Origin of the sequence: Streptomyces canus 299MFChir4.1, from assembly GCF_000383615.1 — a bacterium.
In the GTDB taxonomy this organism is placed as follows: Bacteria; Actinomycetota; Actinomycetes; order Streptomycetales; family Streptomycetaceae; genus Streptomyces; species Streptomyces canus_C.
Genome location: NZ_KB911603.1, coordinates 69,491 through 86,376, shown reverse-complemented (window position 1 = coordinate 86,376; position 16,886 = coordinate 69,491). Strand labels below are relative to the sequence as shown.

Sequence of the window (16,886 nt, the reverse complement as noted above, 5' to 3'; positions counted from 1 at the left end):
GCGGATGGAGTACGTCGTGCGCCTCACCCTCAAAGCGGCTGTGGCCGTCACCCTCCTGCTCGCCACCACCGCCTGCGGCTCCTCCGGCTCCGGCTCCGGCGCCTCCTCCTCCGGCCTCAACCCACCCGACCTCAAGGCGCCCGCCGCACTGGGCGCCACCGAGGGGCAGGTCGACCTGATCGCCTGGGCCGGCTATGTCGAGGACGGCTCCAACGACCCGAAGGCCGACTGGGTCAGCGACTTCGAGAAGCAGACCGGCTGTCAGGTCCACTCCAAGACCGCCGCCAGCTCCGACGAGATGGTCAAGCTGATGAAGACGGGCCAGTACGACGCCGTCTCCGCCTCCGGCGACGCTTCCCTGCGCCTCATCGCCTCCGGGGACGCGGCCCCCGTCAACACCGACCTCGTGCCCAACTACCGGGACATCTTCAGCGGATTGAAGGACGGCGCCTGGAACTCCGTCGACGGGCGGATGTACGGCATCCCGCACGGCCGGGGCGCCAACCTGCTGATGTACAACACCGCGAAGGTCAGCCCGGCCCCCACCTCCTGGTCCGCGGTGTTCGACGACGCGTCCAGGTACAAGGGCCACGTCACGGCGTACGACTCACCGATCTACATCGCCGACGCGGCCCTGTACCTCAAGGCCACCGAGCCCGACCTCGGCATCAAGGACCCCTACGCGCTGGACCAGAAGCAGTTCGACGCCGCCGTCTCGCTGCTCAGGAAGCAGAACGCGAACATCGGGGAGTACTGGAGCGACTACCTCAAGGAGATCTCCGCGTTCAAGAGCGGTGACTCCGTGATCGGCACCACCTGGCAGGTCATCGCCAACCTCACCGCCGACGAGGGGGCCGAGGTCAAGGCATTCGTCCCCGAGGAGGGTTCGACCGGCTGGTCCGACACCTGGATGGTCTCCGCGAAGGCCAAGCACCCCAACTGCGCCTACAAATGGCTCGACTGGATCGTCTCACCGAAGGTGAACGCCCAGGTCGCCGAGTACTTCGGGGAGGCACCCGCCAACTCCAAGGCCTGCGAGCTCACCAGTGACAAGAACTTCTGCACGACCTACCACGCCTCCGACGAGACCTACTGGAAGAACATCGCCTTCTGGAACACGCCCATCGAGCAGTGCCTGGACGGCCGCACGGACGTCAAATGCGTGCCGTACGCCAAGTGGGTCCAGGCCTGGACCGAGATCAAGGGCTGAGGCATGGCCCCGCAGACACGGACCGTGTCGACGCGGACCGCGGGGGCGCTGCACCGCCGCCCCCGCCTGCGGCTCGCCCTGCTCCTCGCGGCCCCGCTGCTGTGGCTGGCGGTGCTCTATCTCGGCTCGCTGACCGTGCTGTTCGTCTCCGCGTTCTGGACGACGAACTCCTTCACCTCCGAGGTGGTGAAGGTCTGGTCGACCGACAACTTCCGCGAGCTGTTCACCACGCCGGTCTACCGGCAGGTGATCCTGCGGAGTGTGGGCGTGGCGCTGGCGGTCACCGTCCTGTGCGCGGTGATCGCCTTCCCGGTCGCCTTCTGGACCGCACGCGTCGCGCGGCCCCGGTGGCGGCCGCTGCTGGTCGTCGCCATCCTCACCCCGCTCTGGGCGAGTTACCTGGTCAAGGTGTACGCCTGGCGGCTGATCCTCTCCGAGGGCGGGCTCGCCGACTGGATGCTGAGGCCGTTCGGGCTGAGCGGTCCGGGGTACGGGCTGACGGCGGCCGTGCTGACACTGACGTACCTCTGGCTGCCGTACATGATCCTTCCGGTCCACACGGCGCTGGAGCAGCTGCCCGCCAACCTGTTCGACGCGTCCGCGGACCTGGGGGCGCGGGCCGGCCGGACCTTCCGCTCGGTGGTCCTGCCGATGGTGCTGCCGTCGGTGGCGGCCGGGTCGGTGTTCACCTTCTCGCTGAGCCTCGGTGACTACATCACCGTGCAGATCGTCGGCGGCAAGACCCAGCTGATCGGCAACCTCGTCTACTCCAACATCGAACTCAACCTGCCGATGGCGGCCGCGCTCGGCACGGTCCCGGTGGTCGTCATCGTGCTGTACCTGCTGGCCGTGCGCCGCACGGGTGCGCTCAGCAGTCTGTAGAGGAGCCCGTCGTGCAACTCTCCCGTCCGGCGCGGATCGCCCTGCGCGTCGCCGCCGGCCTCGGCTTCGCGGTGATCTACGTCCCGCTCGTGCTCGTCCTCGTCAACTCCCTGAATCCCGACCGGAGCGCGAGCTGGCCGCCGCCGGGCCTGACCCCGCACTGGTGGTCGGTGGCCTGGGAGAACTCCGGCGCGCGAGCCGCCCTGTGGACCTCCGTCAAGGCGGGACTCGGTGCCACGGCGACCGCACTGGTCCTGGGCACGCTCATCGCCTTCGCCGTGGCCCGGCACCGCTTCTTCGGCCGGAACGCCCTGTCCTTCGTGGTCGTCCTGCCGATCGCACTGCCGGGGATCGTCACGGGCATCGCCCTCAACTCGGCGTTCAGTACCGTACTCGAGCCGCTGGGCGTCGGCCTCGGCCTGTTCACCGTGGTGGTCGGCCATGCCACCTTCTGCATCGTCATCGTCTTCAACAACGTCGTGGCCCGTCTCCGCCGCACCTCCGGCTCCTACGAGGAGGCCGCCATGGACTTGGGCGCGAACACCTTCCGCGCCTTCGTCGACATCACCTTCCCCCTGGTCCGCTCGGCCCTGCTCGCGGGCGCCCTGCTGGCCTTCGCCCTCTCCTTCGACGAGATCGTGGTGACCACTTTCACCGCGGGCCCGGGCGTCCAGACCCTTCCCCTCTGGATCTTCGACAACATGACCCGCCCGCAACAGGCACCGGTGGTGAACGTGGTGGCGGCCGTGCTCGTGCTGCTGTCCGTGATCCCGATCTACGTCGCCCAACGACTGTCGGCGGACACGCCGACGGGGGGCCGGGTGTGACCGCAACCTTTCCGTGGCGTCTGACGCGATTACGCAAGCGGCTTGCGCAGCTTGCGCTATTCTTGCGTTCATGACGCGACGACTTGCCGAGGTAGCCAAGAAGGTCGGGGTCAGTGAGGCCACGGTCAGCCGGGTGCTCAACGGCAAGCAGGGGGTCTCCGAGGGCACCCGGCAGGCGGTGCTGTCCGCGCTGGACGTGCTCGGGTACGAGCGGCCCACGCAGCTGCGCGGGGAGCGGGCGCGGCTCGTGGGGCTGGTGCTGCCGGAGCTCCAGAACCCGATCTTCCCGGCCTTCGCCGAGGTCATCGGCGGGGCGCTGGCCCAGCTGGGGCTCACGCCGGTGCTGTGCACCCAGACCAAGGGCGGGGTGTCCGAGGCCGACTACGTCGATCTTCTGCTCCAGCAGCAGGTCTCCGGTGTCGTGTTCGCCGGCGGCCTCTACGCCCAGGCGGACGCGCCGCACGACCACTACCGGCGGCTCGCCGACCGCAACATCCCGGTGGTGCTGGTCAACGCGTCCATCGACGACCTCGGCTTCCCGCGCGTGTCCTGCGATGACGCGGTGGCCGTCGAGCAGGCCTGGCGGCACCTCGCCTCCCTGGGCCACGAGCGGATCGGACTCGTGCTGGGGCCCGCGGACCACGTGCCCTCGGCGCGCAAGCTGGCCGCCGCCCAGGGGCTCGGCGAGCTGCCCGACGAGCGGGTCGCGCGGGCCATGTTCTCCATCGAGGGCGGGCACGCGGCGGCCGCCCGGCTCATCGACCGCGGGGTCACCGGCTTCATCTGCGCCAGCGACCCCCTCGCGCTCGGCACCATCCGGGCCGCCCGCCGCAAGGGACTCGACGTGCCGGGCCAGGTGTCGGTCGTCGGCTACGACGACTCCGCCCTGATGAACTGCACCGAACCCCCGCTGACCACCGTCCGTCAGCCCATCGAGGCCATGGGTCGAGCCGCCGTGGAACTGCTGAACGCGCAGGTCGGCGGCAGTGCCGTAGCACCCGAGGAACTGCTCTTCGAGCCCGAGCTGGTGGTCCGGGGGTCCACCGCGCAAGCCCCTCGCGACTGAGATCCACTCCTCTGCCATCGCTCTGTCGAATAATTACAGATTCTGCGCGACATCTTGCGGACGGATGTCGGCGGTGCTTGAGTGTGCGGCGCCCACCGCTCCTGCCACGAGGGGTCCACCGATGAGAAGCACCGGGTACCGCCGTACCTTCGCCGCGCTCAGTGTCTGTTCCCTTGCCCTCGCCGTCTCCGCCTGCGGATCGGGCGGCGACACGGCGAGCGGCAAGACCCGCATCACGGTCAACTGCATGCCGCCCAAGAGCGGCAAGGTCGACCGGACGTTCTTCGAGCAGGACAGCGCGTCCTTCGAGAAGCAGCACCCGGACATCGACGTCGTCGCGCACGACGCCTTCCCCTGCCAGGACCCCAAGACCTTCGACGCCAAGCTCGCCGGCGGGCAGATGGAGGACGTCTTCTACACGTACTTCACCGACGCCAGGCACGTCGTCGACATCCACCAGGCCGCCGATCTGACCCCGTACGTCAAGGAGTTGAAGAGCTACGGCACCCTCCAGCAGCAACTCCGCGACATCTACACGGTCGACGGGAAGATCTACGGCATCCCGCGCACCGGCTACTCGATGGGCCTGATCTACAACAAGAAGCTCTTCGAGAAGGCCGGGCTCGACCCCGAGCAACCCCCAGCGACCTGGGAGGAGTTGCGGGCCGACGCCAAGAAGATCGCCGCGCTCGGCGACGGCACCGTCGGGTACGCCGACTACAGCGCCCAGAACCAGGGCGGCTGGCACTTCACGGCCGAGCTGTACTCCCAGGGCGGCGACGTCGTGAGCGCCGACGGCAAGAAGGCCACCATCGACACCCCCGAGGGCCACGCCGTCCTGCAGAACCTCCACGACATGCGCTGGACCGACGACTCCATGGGCAGCAAGCAGCTCCTCGTCATCAACGACGTCCAGCAGATGATGGGTTCGGGCAAGCTCGGCATGTACCTCTCCGCCCCGGACAACATCCCGATCCTGGTCAAGGAGAAGGGCGGCAACTACAAGGACCTCGCCCTCGCTCCCATGCCCGGCGGCAAGGGCACGCTCATCGGCGGCGACGGCTACATGGTCAACAAGAAGGCGAGCCCCGACCAGATCAGGGCCGCCCTGAAGTGGCTCGACCACATGTTCCTCACCCCAGGTGCCGGCTTCCTCGGCGACTACGCCCGCGCCAAGAAGGCCGACGCCCCGGTCGGGCTGCCCGAACCGCGCCTGTTCACCGGCGCCGCCGACGCCAAGGACCAGCAGGTCAAGAAGGCCAACGCCAATGTGCCCGTGGAGAACTACCAGGCATTCCTCGACGGCAACCAGAGCCTGAAGATGAAGATCGAGCCGCCGGACGCCCAGCAGATCTACTCCGTCCTCGACGGTGCCGTCTCCGCCGTCCTCACCAAGAAGGACGCCGACATCGACCAGCTCCTGAAAGACGCCTCCGGCAAGATCGACGGCATCCTGGCCCGGGGCTGACCCGTGAAGACGCTGGAAAGCCCGCCCCACGAGGCCGCCGCCACACCCCTCGTGCAGGCGCCGCCCCCGGCAGGGGACCGGAGGCGGCGCCGCCTCGCCGACCAGGCCCGCGCCTACGGCTTCCTGCTCGGCGGGCTCGTCTGCTTCGCGCTCTTCTCCTGGTACCCGGCGATCCGCGCCGTCGTGATCGCCTTCCAGAAGTACACGCCGGGCTCCGAACCCGAATGGGTCGGCACCGCCAACTTCACCCGCGTCTGGCACGACCCGGAGTTCACCGCCGCCTGGCGCAACACCCTCACCTTCACCCTGCTGGCCCTGCTCATCGGCTTCGCGGTCCCCTTCGTGATGGCTCTGGTGCTCAATGAGCTCAGGCACGCGAGGGCGTTCTTCCGGGTGGTGGTCTACCTGCCCGTCATGATCCCGCCGGTGGTCAGCGCCCTGCTCTGGAAATGGTTCTACGACCCGGGCGCCGGCCTCGCCAACGAAGTGCTGCGCTTTGTGCACCTGCCCACCTCGAACTGGTCCAACGGCGCCGACACCGCCCTCGTCTCCCTGGTGATCGTGGCGACCTGGGCCAACATGGGCGGCACGGTCCTGATCTACCTGGCCGCCCTGCAGTCCATCCCCGGCGAGCTGTACGAGGCCGCGGAACTGGACGGCGCGAACCTCCTCCAGCGCGTCCGCCATGTCACGGTCCCGCAGACCAGGTTCGTGATCCTGATGCTGATGCTCCTTCAGATCATCGCGACCATGCAGGTGTTCACCGAGCCGTTCGTGATCACCGGGGGCGGCCCGGAGAACGCCACGGTCACCGTCCTCTACCTGATCTACAAGTACGCCTTCCTCTACAACGACTTCGGCGGCGCCTGCGCGCTGAGCGTCATGCTCCTGGTACTGCTGGGCACCTTCTCCGCCGTGTACCTGCGGCTGACCCGGTCCGCGGAGGGTGATCCCGCATGAGCACCCGCACGCTGATCTCACCGGCGACGCTCGCCCGCCCGCGCGGCAGGGCCGCCTACTGGACCGTCTTCACCACGGTCGTCGTTCTCTTCGCGCTCGCGTTCCTCTTCCCGGTCTACTGGATGGTCACCGGAGCGGCGAAGTCGCCGGACGAGGTCACGCGGACCCCGCCCACCCTCGTGCCCGAGCACTGGCACCTCGACGGCTACACCGACGCCTGGGACCTCATGCAGCTCCCGCGGCACCTGTGGAACACGGTGGTCCAGGCCGCCGGCGCCTGGGCGTTCCAGCTGGTCCTGTGCACGGCCGCCGCCTACGCCCTGTCCCGGCTGAAGCCCGTCTTCGGCAAGGTCGTCCTCGGCGGCATCCTCACCACGCTGATGGTCCCGGCCCAGGCCCTGGTCGTACCCAAGTACCTGACCGTGGCGGACCTGGGACTGCTGAACGACCCCCTGGCCATCTGGCTGCCGGCCGTCGCCAACGCCTTCAACCTGTACCTGCTCAAGCGGTTCTTCGACCAGATCCCGCGCGATGTGCTGGAGGCCGCCGAGATCGACGGCGCCGGGAAACTGCGCACCCTGTGGTCGATCGTGCTGCCCATGTCGCGGCCGGTCCTCGGGGTGGTGTCGATCTTCGCCCTGGTCGCCGTCTGGCAGGACTTCCTCTGGCCGCTGATGGTCTTCTCCGACACCGACAAGCAGCCCATCAGCGTGGCACTCGTCCAGCTCTCGCAGAACATCCAGCTGACCGTGCTCATCGCCGCGATGGTGATCGCCAGCATCCCGATGGTCGCCCTGTTCCTCGTCTTCCAGCGGCACATCGTCGCCGGGATCAGCGCGGGCAGCACGAAGGGCTGACACCGACCGTCCGACTGCAGAAGGGACCCCCCCGTGGGACAGCCCACCGAGTGGTGGCGCTCCGCCGTCATCTACCAGGTCTACGTCCGCAGCTTCGCCGACGGCGACGGGGACGGCACCGGCGACCTCGCAGGAGTGCGCGCCAGGCTGCCGTATCTCGCCGAACTCGGCGTGGACGCGCTGTGGTTCAACCCCTGGTACCTCTCCCCGATGAAGGACGGCGGCTACGACGTCGCCGACTACCGTGCCATCGACCCCGCCTTCGGCACCCTCGCCGAGGCGGAGAAACTCATCGCGGAGGCACGGGAGCTGGGCATCCGCACGATCGTCGACATCGTGCCCAACCACGTCTCCGACCAGCACCCCTGGTTCCGGGCCGCACTCGACGCGGGCCCCGGCAGCCCCGAACGCGAGCTGTTCCACTTCCGGCGCGGCCGCGGGAAGAACGGTGAACTCCCGCCCAACGACTGGCCGTCGCAGTTCGTCGGCTCCGCCGAGCCCGTGTGGACGCGGCTGCCCGACGGCGACTGGTACCTGCACCTGTTCACCCCGCAGCAGCCGGACCTCAACTGGGCCCACCCGGCCGTCCGCCAGGAGCACGAGGACATCCTGCGCTTCTGGTTCGAACGGGGAGTGGCGGGCGTCCGCATCGACTCGGCCGCCCTGCTCGCCAAGGACCCCGACCTGCCCGACCTCGCCGACGGACCCGGCCCGCACCCCTTCGTCGACCGCGACGAACTCCACGACGTCTACCGCTCCTGGCGGGCCGTCGCCGACGAGTACGACGCGGTGTTCGTCGGCGAGGTCTGGCTCCCGGACACCGAACGCTTCGCCCGCTACCTGCGCCCCGACGAGCTGCACACCGCCTTCAACTTCTCCTTCCTGTCGTGCCCCTGGGACGCGGAACGCCTGCGCACCTCGATCGACACGACCCTCGCCGAACACGCCCCGGTCGGCGCCCCCGCCACCTGGGTGCTGTGCAACCACGACGTCACCCGCACGGTCACCCGCTACGGCCGTGACGACACCGGGTTCGACTTCGCGGCCAAGGCCTTCGGCACCCCGACCGACCTGGCCCTCGGCACCCGGCGCGCCCGGGCGGCGGCCCTGCTCACCCTCGCCCTGCCCGGAGCCGTCTACGTCTACCAGGGCGAGGAACTCGGCCTGCCCGAGGCGGACATCCCCCGCGACCGCATCGAGGACCCGATGCACTTCCGCTCCGGGGGCACGGACCCGGGGCGGGACGGCTGCCGGGTGCCGCTGCCGTGGGCGGCGGAGGCGCCCTGTGCGGGCTTCGGCTCCCACCAGGAGCCCTGGCTGCCGCAGCCCGCCGACTGGCCGTCGTACGCGGTCGACCGGCAGGCCGTGGATCCCGGATCGATGCTCAGCCTGTACCGCGAGGCCATCCGGATCCGGCCGGTCTTCGGCGAGGGCCCGCTGAGCTGGCTGCCCGCACCCGAGGGCGTCCTCGCCTTCACCCGCGCCGGCGGGGCCCGGTGCGTGGTGAACCTCGCCGACACCCCGGCCGACCTCCCCGCGCACGCCGAACTGCTGCTCACCAGTGGGCCCTTGGACGAGCGGGGCCGACTGCCGAAGGACACCGCGGTCTGGCTGCGGGGTTGAGACCGCAGCACCCCCACCCGAAGGGATCAGTACATGCGCAGATCTGTCAGGAGCATGTCAGCAACGGTCACCGTGGCCCTCACCACCGGCCTCCTCACGGCCATCGCGCCCACCGCCCACGCGGCCGCGGGCGCCACCCTCCCCTTCACCTCGGTCGAGGCCGAGTCCGCCACCACGACCGGCACGAGGATCGGCCCCGACCACACCCAGGGCACGCTCGCCTCGGAGGCGTCCGGGCGGCAGGCGGTACGGCTCGGCTCGGGCCAGCGCGTGGAGTTCACCGTGCCGCGCGCGGCCAACGCCGTGAACGTCGCCTACAGCGTCCCGGACGGCCAGTCCGGCACGCTGAACGTCTACGTCAACGGCACCAGGCTCGCGAGGACGCTCCCGGTGACCTCCAAGTACTCCTACGTCGACACCGGTTGGATCCCCGGCGCCAGGACCCACCACTTCTTCGACAACGCCCGCCTCCTGCTTGGTCAGAACCTCCAGGCGGGCGACAAGGTCGCCTTCGAGTCGACCGGCACCCAGGTCACCGTCGACGTGGCCGACTTCGAGCAGGTCGCGGCGGCCGCCGGCCAGCCCGCCGGGTCCGTGTCCGTGACCTCCAAGGGCGCCGACCCCACCGGAAACGGCGACTCCACCCAGGCCTTCCGCGACGCGATCTCCGCCGCGCAAGGGGGAGTGGTCTGGATCCCGCCGGGCGACTACCGGCTGACGTCCGCCCTCGGCGGCGTCCAGAACGTCACCCTCCAGGGCGCCGGAAGCTGGCACTCCGTCGTGCACTCCTCCCGCTTCATCGACCAGTCCGGCTCTTCGGGGGGCGTCCACATCAAGGACTTCGCGGTCGTCGGCGAGGTCACCGAACGCGTCGACTCCAACCCGGACAACTTCGTCAACGGCTCTTTGGGGCCCGGGAGTTCGGTGTCCGGGATGTGGCTCCAGCACCTCAAGGTCGGCCTCTGGCTGACGGGCAACAACGACAACCTGGTCGTGGAGAACACCCGCTTCCTCGACATGACGGCCGACGGCCTCAACCTCAACGGGAACGCTCGCGGAGTGCGTGTGCGGAACAACTTCCTGCGCAACCAGGGCGACGACGCGCTCGCCATGTGGTCGCTCTACGCCCCCGACACGAACAGCAGCTTCGAGAACAACACCATCACCCAGCCGAACCTCGCCAACGGCATCGCGATCTACGGCGGCACCGACATCGCGGTGCGGAACAACCTGGTCTCCGACACCAACGCCCTCGGCAGCGGCATCGCGATCTCCAACCAGAAGTTCCTCGACCCGTTCTCCCCGCTGGCCGGCACCATCACGGTCGATGGCAACACCCTGGTCCGCACCGGCGCGATGAACCCCAACTGGAACCATCCGATGGGGGCGTTGCGGGTCGACTCGTACGACAGCGCCATCAATGCCACGGTGAACATCACCAACACGACCATCACCGACAGCCCGTACAGCGCCTTCGAGTTCGTGTCCGGCGGGGGACAGGGCTACCCGGTCCGCAACGTCACCGTGGACGGCGCGACCGTCCGCGACACCGGCACGGTCGTCGTGCAGGCGGAGGCCCAGGGCGCGGCCACCTTCCGCAACGTCACGGCCGGCTCGGTGGGCGCGGCCGGCGTCTACAACTGCCCCTACCCGGCGAGCTCCGGCGCCTTCACCCTCACCGACGGGGGCGGCAACTCCGGTTGGAGCAGCACCTGGTCGGACTGCTCGACCTGGCCGCAGCCGGGGCAGGGCAACCCCGACCCGGACCCGAACCGCAACCTCGCCAAGGGCGGCCCGGCCAGCGCGACCGGCTCGCAGGACGTCTACACGCCCGGCAAGGCGGTCGACGGGGACGCGAACAGTTACTGGGAGTCCGCCAACAACGCGTTCCCGCAGTCCTGGACGGTGGACCTGGGCGCGGCCGAGCCGGTGCGCAGGCTGGTGCTGAAGCTGCCTCCGCAGAGCGCCTGGCAGGCCCGCACCCAGACCGTCACCGTGCTCGGCAGCACCGACGGCAGCACCTACACCACCGTCGTCGGCGCCCAGGGCTACCGCTTCGACCCGGCGACCGGCAACACGGCCACCGTCAGCCTGCCCGGCACCAGCCTGCGGTATCTGCGGCTGTCGGTGAGCGCCAACACCGGCTGGCCGGCAGGGCAGTTCAGTGAAGTGGAGGCGTATCGGACTTCGTGACCGCAGCGTCCCGCACGACCCCGCGCTTGGCCGCCTGGATCTGCTCGTACACATGGGTGCGCAGTTCGGCGAAGCGCGGGGCCACCCGCGTGTGCAACTGGTCCCGCTCGTCCGGCAGATCGACCTTCAGCTGCTCCTGCACGACCGTGGGGGAGGCGGACAGCACGATCACCCGTTCGCCCAGGTACACGGCCTCGTCGATGTCGTGGGTGACGAACAGGATCGTGATGCCGCGCTCGCGCCACAGCCGTCGTACGAGATCCTCCAGGTCGGCGCGGGTCTGGGCGTCCACGGCCGCGAACGGCTCGTCCATCAGCAGGACCTCGGGCTCGTACGCGAGGGCGCGGGCGATCGCGACGCGCTGCTGCATACCGCCGGAGAGCTGCCAGGGATACGCCCCGGCCGCCTCCGCGAGGTCCACCGAGTCCAGCGCGTCGGTCACCAGCTCACGGCGTCGCGCCTTCGTCAGGCCCTTCTGTTTCAGGGGGAGTTCGACGTTGTCGGCGACCCGCATCCAGGGAAAGAGGCTGCGGCCGTACTCCTGGAAGACGAAGGCCATCCCGGGCGGGGGGCCGCTCACCTTCCGGCCCGCCAGGTGGACTTCGCCGGCCGTCGGGGTGAGCAGGCCGCCCATGCATTTCAGCAGGGTCGTCTTGCCGCAGCCGGAGGGGCCGACCAGACACACGAGTTCACCCGCCTCGACGGTGAAGGTGAGATCGCGGACCGCCTCCACCCGGCGCCCTGACCCCTCGTAGACCTTCTTCAGGCCGGATACGCCAAGAAGCGCGTGCATGGACCGCCCTTTCGCGTTCGGGTGATTCACGGGGACCGCCGGGCCGAGGCGCGCAGGCCGTGGTACCAGGCGAGGACCCGCCGCTCGACCAGCTGGAAGAGGACGGAGAGCAGGAAGCCGAGCAGACCGAGGACGAGGATCCCGGTCCACATGTCGGGGACCGCGAAACTGCGCTGGAACTGGACGATGGTGAAGCCGATGCCGTTGCTGGCCGCGAACATCTCGCTGATGACCATCAGGATGATGCCGATGGACAGCGCCTGGCGCAGGCCCGCGAAGATCTGCGGACTCGCCGAGCGCAGCACGAGGTTGCGCAGCCGCGACTGGCCCGTGATGCCGTAGGAGCGGGCCGTCTCCAGCATCACCGGGTCGACCGCGCGTACCCCCTCGACGGTGTTGAGCAGGATCGGCCAGACGCAGCCGCTCGCGATCACGGTCACCTTCATGGTGTCGCCGATGCCCGCGAACAGCATGATGACCGGGATCAGGACCGGCGGGGGGACCGCCCGCAGGAACTCCAGGACCGGTTCGCACACCGCCCGCACCCGCCGGTAGGAGCCGATGACCGTGCCGACGGCGACCCCGGCGCCGGCCGCGAGCGCGTAACCGGCCGTGAGCCGCCAGATGCTGGGCAGGACGTCGTCGCGCAGGCGATCGGCGGTCCACACGTCCGGGAAGGTCCGCAGGATCGTGCGCAGCGGCGGCCAGAAGACGTCGGTGCTGCTGTCGGAGGCCAGCCACCAGACCACGACCAGCAGTGCGGGCAGCGCGAGGACGAGGACCAGCCGCAGCAGGAGCCGCTTCACACCGCCACCTCCCCGCGCACCGACTGGTGCCAGGCCAGCGCCCGTCGCTCCACGGTACGCGCGCCGACGTTGATGAGCAGCCCCAGAATGCCGGTCACCACGATCAGCGCGTACATCTCCGGCACCGCCTGCGAGTTCTGCGCCACCGCGATCCGGGCGCCCAACCCCGGTGCGCCCATGACGAGTTCACCGGTGATGGCGAGGATCAGCGCGACAGCCGCGGCCAGTCGCACGCCGGTCATCACATACGGCAGCGCGGTCGGCCACAGCACGTGCCGGATCCGCGCCCAGGTGCCCAGACCGTAGGACCGTGCCGTCTCGTCGGCGACCGGGTCGACGTCCTGGACGCCGTAGAGCGTCTGGATGAGGACCTGCCAGAAACTGGCGTACACCACGAGCAGCAGCACCGAGCGCAGTTCGCTGCCGTACAACAGCACGGCCAGCGGGATCAGGGCGACCGAGGGGATCGGGCGCAGGAACTCGATCGTCGAGGCGGTCGCCTCGCGCAGATACGGCACGACCGAGACGATCACCCCGATGACGATCCCCGCCGAGGCGGCGATGGCCAGGCCCAGGGCCCAGCCGGTGAGGGTGTCGCCGAGCGCCGTCCAGAAGGTGCCGTCGGAGAGCTCGTCGGCGAAGGCACGCGCGATCCGGCTGGTCGGCGGGAAGTACTCCTCCTTGACCAGACCGAGCCGTGGCACCGCCTCACCCAGGGCGAGGAAGGCCGCGAGCCCGGCGGCGCCCAGCGCCGCGTTCTGGAGTCTCACGGAAGCAGCGCGTCCACGTCGGGGGCCTTCTTGAAGAACCCGTCCTTCTCGCCCAATGTCGCGAGTGCCTCGACGGATTCCTTGTTGGGCTCGGCCGGCCACTTCGGCAGGGTCACCTGCGCCAGCACCGAGGCCGGGATCTTGGTGTACGTCGTGATGATCTGGCGTGCCTCGTCGGGATGGGCGTCGGCGTACGCGAGGGACTCGGCGGTGGCCTCCTGGAACTTCTTCACCACGTCGGCGTTCTGCTGCCGGTACCGCGTCGAGGTGAAGTACAGGGCGACCGTGGTGTCCTTGGCCACGTCCACCAGCGGGGAGGCGATCACCTGGCCGCCCTGGCTCTTGATGGTGGCGAGCGCGGGCTCGACCGCGCAGGCCGCGTCGACCTGGCCGCCGTCGAGAGCGGCCGGCATCTGGTCGAAGGCCAGTTCAACGAACTTCACCTTGTCCGGGTCGCCGCCGGCTTTGCGGAGCGACTCGCGCACCGCGGACTCGTTGATGTTCTTCAGCGTGTTGATGGCGACCTTCTTGCCCTCCAGGTCCTTCGCGGACTTGATCGAGCTGCCCTTCTTCACCGCGATACCCGCGAAGTCCTTGCCGGCCACGCCTGTTGAGGCGATGCCGTTGGAGACCGCCTGGACCGGTACGCCGGAGGACTGGGCGATCAGGAGGGAGGTGACGTTGGAGAAACCGAACTGGAACTGCCCACTGGCGACCCCGGGCACGATCGCCGCACCACCGGAGGCGGTCGATATCTCGAGCTTCAGCCCGCGCTTGCCGTAGAAGCCTTTCTTCTGGCCCAGATAGATCGGTGCGACATCGACGATCGGAATGAGGCCGAGCTTGACGGTGGTGGTGCCGCCGGACGACGATCCCGAATCCGGGGCCCCCGAGTCGCCGGACGAACCACAGGCCGACGCGGTGACCAGTAACGCTCCGGCCGCGAGGGTGACGAGCAGACGACGCATGGCTCCTCCTGTGCAGACTTCGTTGTTCCGACAGGCTGTGCGCAGACCGCACGGTACAACGTCAGCGTCACGCCGGCCCAGATCGCCGACCCGCATCCGGAGCAACTGGTCGAGAACACAAGGGAGCTACAGGTCCAGCACCAGCCTCTTCCCCCGGCACCGGGACACACAGATCATCATCGTCTCCCCGGCCTCCCGCTCCTCGTCCGTGAGCACCGAGTCCCGGTGGTCCGGGGTGCCGTCGAGGACGTCGGTCTCACAGGTGCCGCAGGTGCCCTCGGTGCAGGAGAACAGCACCTCGACCCCCGAGGCGCGCACGGCGTCGAGCACGGAGACGTCCGGAGCGACGGTGACCGTCGTGCCGGTCTGCGCCAGCTCGACCTCGAACTCCGTGTTCTCGCCCTCCGGTTGCTCTTTGGGCGCGAACCGCTCCACGTGCAGCAGCCCGGCCGGGCAGCGCTCCTCCACCGCGTCGAGCAGCGGACCGGGCCCGCAGCAGTACACGAGGGTGCCCTCGGGGACGCCGTCCAGCACCGAGGCGAGGTCCAGGAGACCGGCCTCGTCCTGGGGAGCGACGGTGACACGGTCGCCGTAGCGGCTCAACTCCTCGGTGAACGCCATGGATTCACGGGTCCGTCCGCCGTACAGCAGGGTCCACTCCGCGCCCTCGGCCTCCGCCGCCGCGAGCATGGGGAGGATCGGGGTGATGCCGATGCCGCCCGCGATGAAGCGGTAGCGGGGCGCGGGCCGCAGCGCGAAGTGGTTGCGCGGTCCGCGCACCCGGACCTTGCCGCCCTGCCTCAACTGCTCGTGCACATGCGCGGATCCGCCGCGCCCCGCGGGCTCGCGCAGCACGGCGATCCGCCAGGCGGTGCGGTCGGACGGGTCGCCGCACAGGGAGTACTGCCGCTCCAGGCCGGGGCCGAGCACCACGTCGATGTGGGCGCCGGGCTCCCATGCCGGGAGCTGTTCGCCCAGCGGGTGGCGCAGGGTGAGGGCGAGCACGCCGTCGGCCGCCGGGTCCCTGCGGTCGACGACGAGTTCGGCTTCGTACGCGTCACTCATGAACGGTTCCCTCGCGGCTCGTTTCCTCGCGGGGCGTTTCCTTGCGGGGTGTGCCCGTTCGGGTGGGCGAGCATCCACTCCCACATCTCGATCGGGTCCTGCGAGGTGTGCTCGCGGCCGCAGTGACAGGTGCCGTGCAGGGTGTCCGTGCCCGGCAGCCAGTCGATGCGGTAGATCTCCCCGGTGGGTGCGGCACTCACAGGACCTTCTCCACGGGCTTGTCGCCCTCCTCGACCAGGCGGGCGAGGATACGGCGGGCGGCGAGACCGCCGGTGTCGATGTTGATGCTGAGCTCCTGGTAGCCGGAGCGCTCGGTGCCGAGGGTCCGCTGGAGCAGGTTGAGCGCGTCGACGTCCTGCATGACGACGGTGTGGTTGTTGCCCCGCAGGAACTCGGTGACCTCGGCGTCCTCGGTCGCCCAGTCCCGCGAGACCATCCAGAAGTCGTACACGTGACCGTCGCTCGACGGCGTGATGGCGTACGTGATCTCGGTGTGGAAGCCGTTCGGGTCGCTGCCGTCGGCTTCGGGGAGCACGCCCACCGGGGCGATGCGGCTGTGCAGCAGATACAGACAGGGCGCGTGGTACTCGATGTCCTGCCAGCGGGTGATCCGGCCCTCGATGCCGGTGGACTTGGCGTAGAACGGCGGGCACGCGGCGTCGTCCATGTGCCGGCTCACCCGTACGATGCCCGCGCCCTCGTCGACCTCCGTGGTGATCGGCGTCTCGGCGACCTCGGGGGTGCCGATGTAGCCGCCGTGCAGATAGGTCTCGTGGGAGAGGTCGAGGAGGTTGTCGACCAGCAGGCCGTAGTCGGCGTCGATCGGTTCCATGCCGCGGACGGTGACCCAGCCGGGGGAGTCGAGGTGCCTGGCCCGCGGGATGGTGTCGGCGTCGGCGAGCGCCGGGTCGCCGATCCACACCCAGACCAGGGAGTCCAGTTCGACGACGGGGTAGGAGGCGACGCGCGCGGTACGCGGTACGCGCTTCTGACCGGGCACGTACACACAGGTGCCCGTCGTGTCGTACGTGAACCCGTGGTACCCGCACACGAGCCGGTCGCCGTCGAGCCGGCTCGGCCTCTCGTGCAGCGGGAACCGGCGGTGCACACACCGGTCGGCGAGGGCGACGGGCGTGCCGTCCTCCTCCGTCCGGTAGAAGACGAGTGGCTCACCGAGGATCGTCCGGCCGAGCAGCTCCTCACGCCCCACCTCATGGCTGTAGGCGGCGACGTACCACTGGTTCCTGGCGAAGGCGGTCGTGTGAGGCATGGGGTTCCCGTCCCTGTCGGCGGGGCGTCGTCGCCCCGCGTGCCGTGGTTGGGAACAGGTTCCTGACGCCGGTGGTGGCTCCGCAAGGCGGCTTCTGCCAGACGGAAGCGCGTCTGGGGAAGGGCTGG

At 69.6% G+C, this 16,886-nt stretch carries 16 protein-coding genes; 9 read left to right on the top strand and 7 right to left on the bottom strand.

Annotated features, from left to right (window positions below):
- Positions 1 to 4: 4 nt before the first annotated feature.
- The 9 genes from H293_RS0133835 to H293_RS0133795 all read left to right on the top strand — a co-directional run bounded on the left by H293_RS0133835 (position 5) and on the right by H293_RS0133795 (position 11,086).
- Positions 5 to 1,210 (top strand): ABC transporter substrate-binding protein, encoded by a 1,206-nt coding sequence (locus H293_RS0133835; RefSeq protein ID WP_020122253.1) that lies wholly within the window; start codon positions 5 to 7, stop codon positions 1,208 to 1,210.
- 3 nt (positions 1,211 to 1,213) lie between these two features.
- The gene (locus H293_RS0133830; protein WP_020122252.1) at positions 1,214 to 2,092 is read left to right on the top strand and encodes an ABC transporter permease; all 879 of its coding nucleotides are present in this window, start codon (positions 1,214 to 1,216) and stop codon (positions 2,090 to 2,092) included.
- Between the two features lie 11 nt (positions 2,093 to 2,103).
- Positions 2,104 to 2,919 carry an ABC transporter permease gene (locus tag H293_RS0133825; protein WP_020122251.1) on the top strand — a complete coding sequence of 272 codons (816 nt, stop codon included), beginning with the start codon at positions 2,104 to 2,106 and terminating at the stop codon, positions 2,917 to 2,919.
- Positions 2,920 to 2,989: 70 nt separating this feature from the next.
- The gene (locus tag H293_RS0133820) at positions 2,990 to 3,985 is read left to right on the top strand and encodes a LacI family DNA-binding transcriptional regulator (RefSeq protein ID WP_028808433.1); all 996 of its coding nucleotides are present in this window, start codon (positions 2,990 to 2,992) and stop codon (positions 3,983 to 3,985) included.
- 121 nt (positions 3,986 to 4,106) lie between these two features.
- Positions 4,107 to 5,453, top strand: a complete 1,347-nt coding sequence (locus H293_RS0133815; RefSeq protein ID WP_020122249.1) for an ABC transporter substrate-binding protein — start codon at positions 4,107 to 4,109, stop codon at positions 5,451 to 5,453.
- A gap of 3 nt (positions 5,454 to 5,456) precedes the next feature.
- The gene (locus H293_RS0133810; RefSeq protein ID WP_020122248.1) at positions 5,457 to 6,413 is read left to right on the top strand and encodes a carbohydrate ABC transporter permease; all 957 of its coding nucleotides are present in this window, start codon (positions 5,457 to 5,459) and stop codon (positions 6,411 to 6,413) included.
- On the top strand, positions 6,410 to 7,270 hold the full coding sequence (locus H293_RS0133805) for a carbohydrate ABC transporter permease (protein WP_020122247.1): 861 nt from the start codon (positions 6,410 to 6,412) through the stop codon (positions 7,268 to 7,270). The genes H293_RS0133810 and H293_RS0133805 overlap by 4 nt, the downstream gene beginning before the upstream one ends.
- Before the next feature lie 33 nt (positions 7,271 to 7,303).
- On the top strand, positions 7,304 to 8,893 hold the full coding sequence (locus tag H293_RS0133800) for a glycoside hydrolase family 13 protein (RefSeq protein ID WP_020122246.1): 1,590 nt from the start codon (positions 7,304 to 7,306) through the stop codon (positions 8,891 to 8,893).
- A 54-nt stretch (positions 8,894 to 8,947) separates the two neighbouring features.
- The gene (locus H293_RS0133795) at positions 8,948 to 11,086 is read left to right on the top strand and encodes a galactose-binding domain-containing protein (RefSeq protein WP_259294583.1); all 2,139 of its coding nucleotides are present in this window, start codon (positions 8,948 to 8,950) and stop codon (positions 11,084 to 11,086) included.
- Here H293_RS0133795 and H293_RS0133790 read toward each other — a convergent pair.
- From H293_RS0133790 to H293_RS0133760, 7 genes are all read right to left on the bottom strand, one after another.
- Positions 11,055 to 11,879 (bottom strand): ABC transporter ATP-binding protein, encoded by an 825-nt coding sequence (locus tag H293_RS0133790; protein ID WP_199790227.1) that lies wholly within the window; start codon positions 11,877 to 11,879, stop codon positions 11,055 to 11,057. The genes H293_RS0133795 and H293_RS0133790 overlap by 32 nt on opposite strands.
- 26 nt (positions 11,880 to 11,905) lie before the next feature.
- On the bottom strand, positions 11,906 to 12,685 hold the full coding sequence (locus tag H293_RS0133785) for an ABC transporter permease (protein ID WP_020122243.1): 780 nt from the start codon (positions 12,683 to 12,685) through the stop codon (positions 11,906 to 11,908).
- On the bottom strand, positions 12,682 to 13,455 hold the full coding sequence (locus tag H293_RS0133780; RefSeq protein WP_020122242.1) for an ABC transporter permease: 774 nt from the start codon (positions 13,453 to 13,455) through the stop codon (positions 12,682 to 12,684). The genes H293_RS0133785 and H293_RS0133780 overlap by 4 nt, the downstream gene beginning before the upstream one ends.
- Entirely contained in the window at positions 13,452 to 14,423 is a 972-nt protein-coding gene (locus H293_RS0133775) for an ABC transporter substrate-binding protein (RefSeq protein ID WP_020122241.1), read from the bottom strand. Before H293_RS0133775 ends, H293_RS0133780 begins: the two co-directional genes overlap by 4 nt.
- Before the next feature lie 126 nt (positions 14,424 to 14,549).
- A complete protein-coding gene (locus H293_RS0133770; RefSeq protein WP_020122240.1) occupies positions 14,550 to 15,488 on the bottom strand; it encodes a PDR/VanB family oxidoreductase in 939 nt (312 codons plus the stop codon).
- Positions 15,485 to 15,688 (bottom strand): hypothetical protein, encoded by a 204-nt coding sequence (locus H293_RS0133765; protein WP_020122239.1) that lies wholly within the window; start codon positions 15,686 to 15,688, stop codon positions 15,485 to 15,487. The genes H293_RS0133770 and H293_RS0133765 overlap by 4 nt, the downstream gene beginning before the upstream one ends.
- Positions 15,685 to 16,758 (bottom strand): aromatic ring-hydroxylating dioxygenase subunit alpha, encoded by a 1,074-nt coding sequence (locus tag H293_RS0133760; RefSeq protein WP_020122238.1) that lies wholly within the window; start codon positions 16,756 to 16,758, stop codon positions 15,685 to 15,687. Before H293_RS0133760 ends, H293_RS0133765 begins: the two co-directional genes overlap by 4 nt.
- Positions 16,759 to 16,886: the final 128 nt, after the last annotated feature.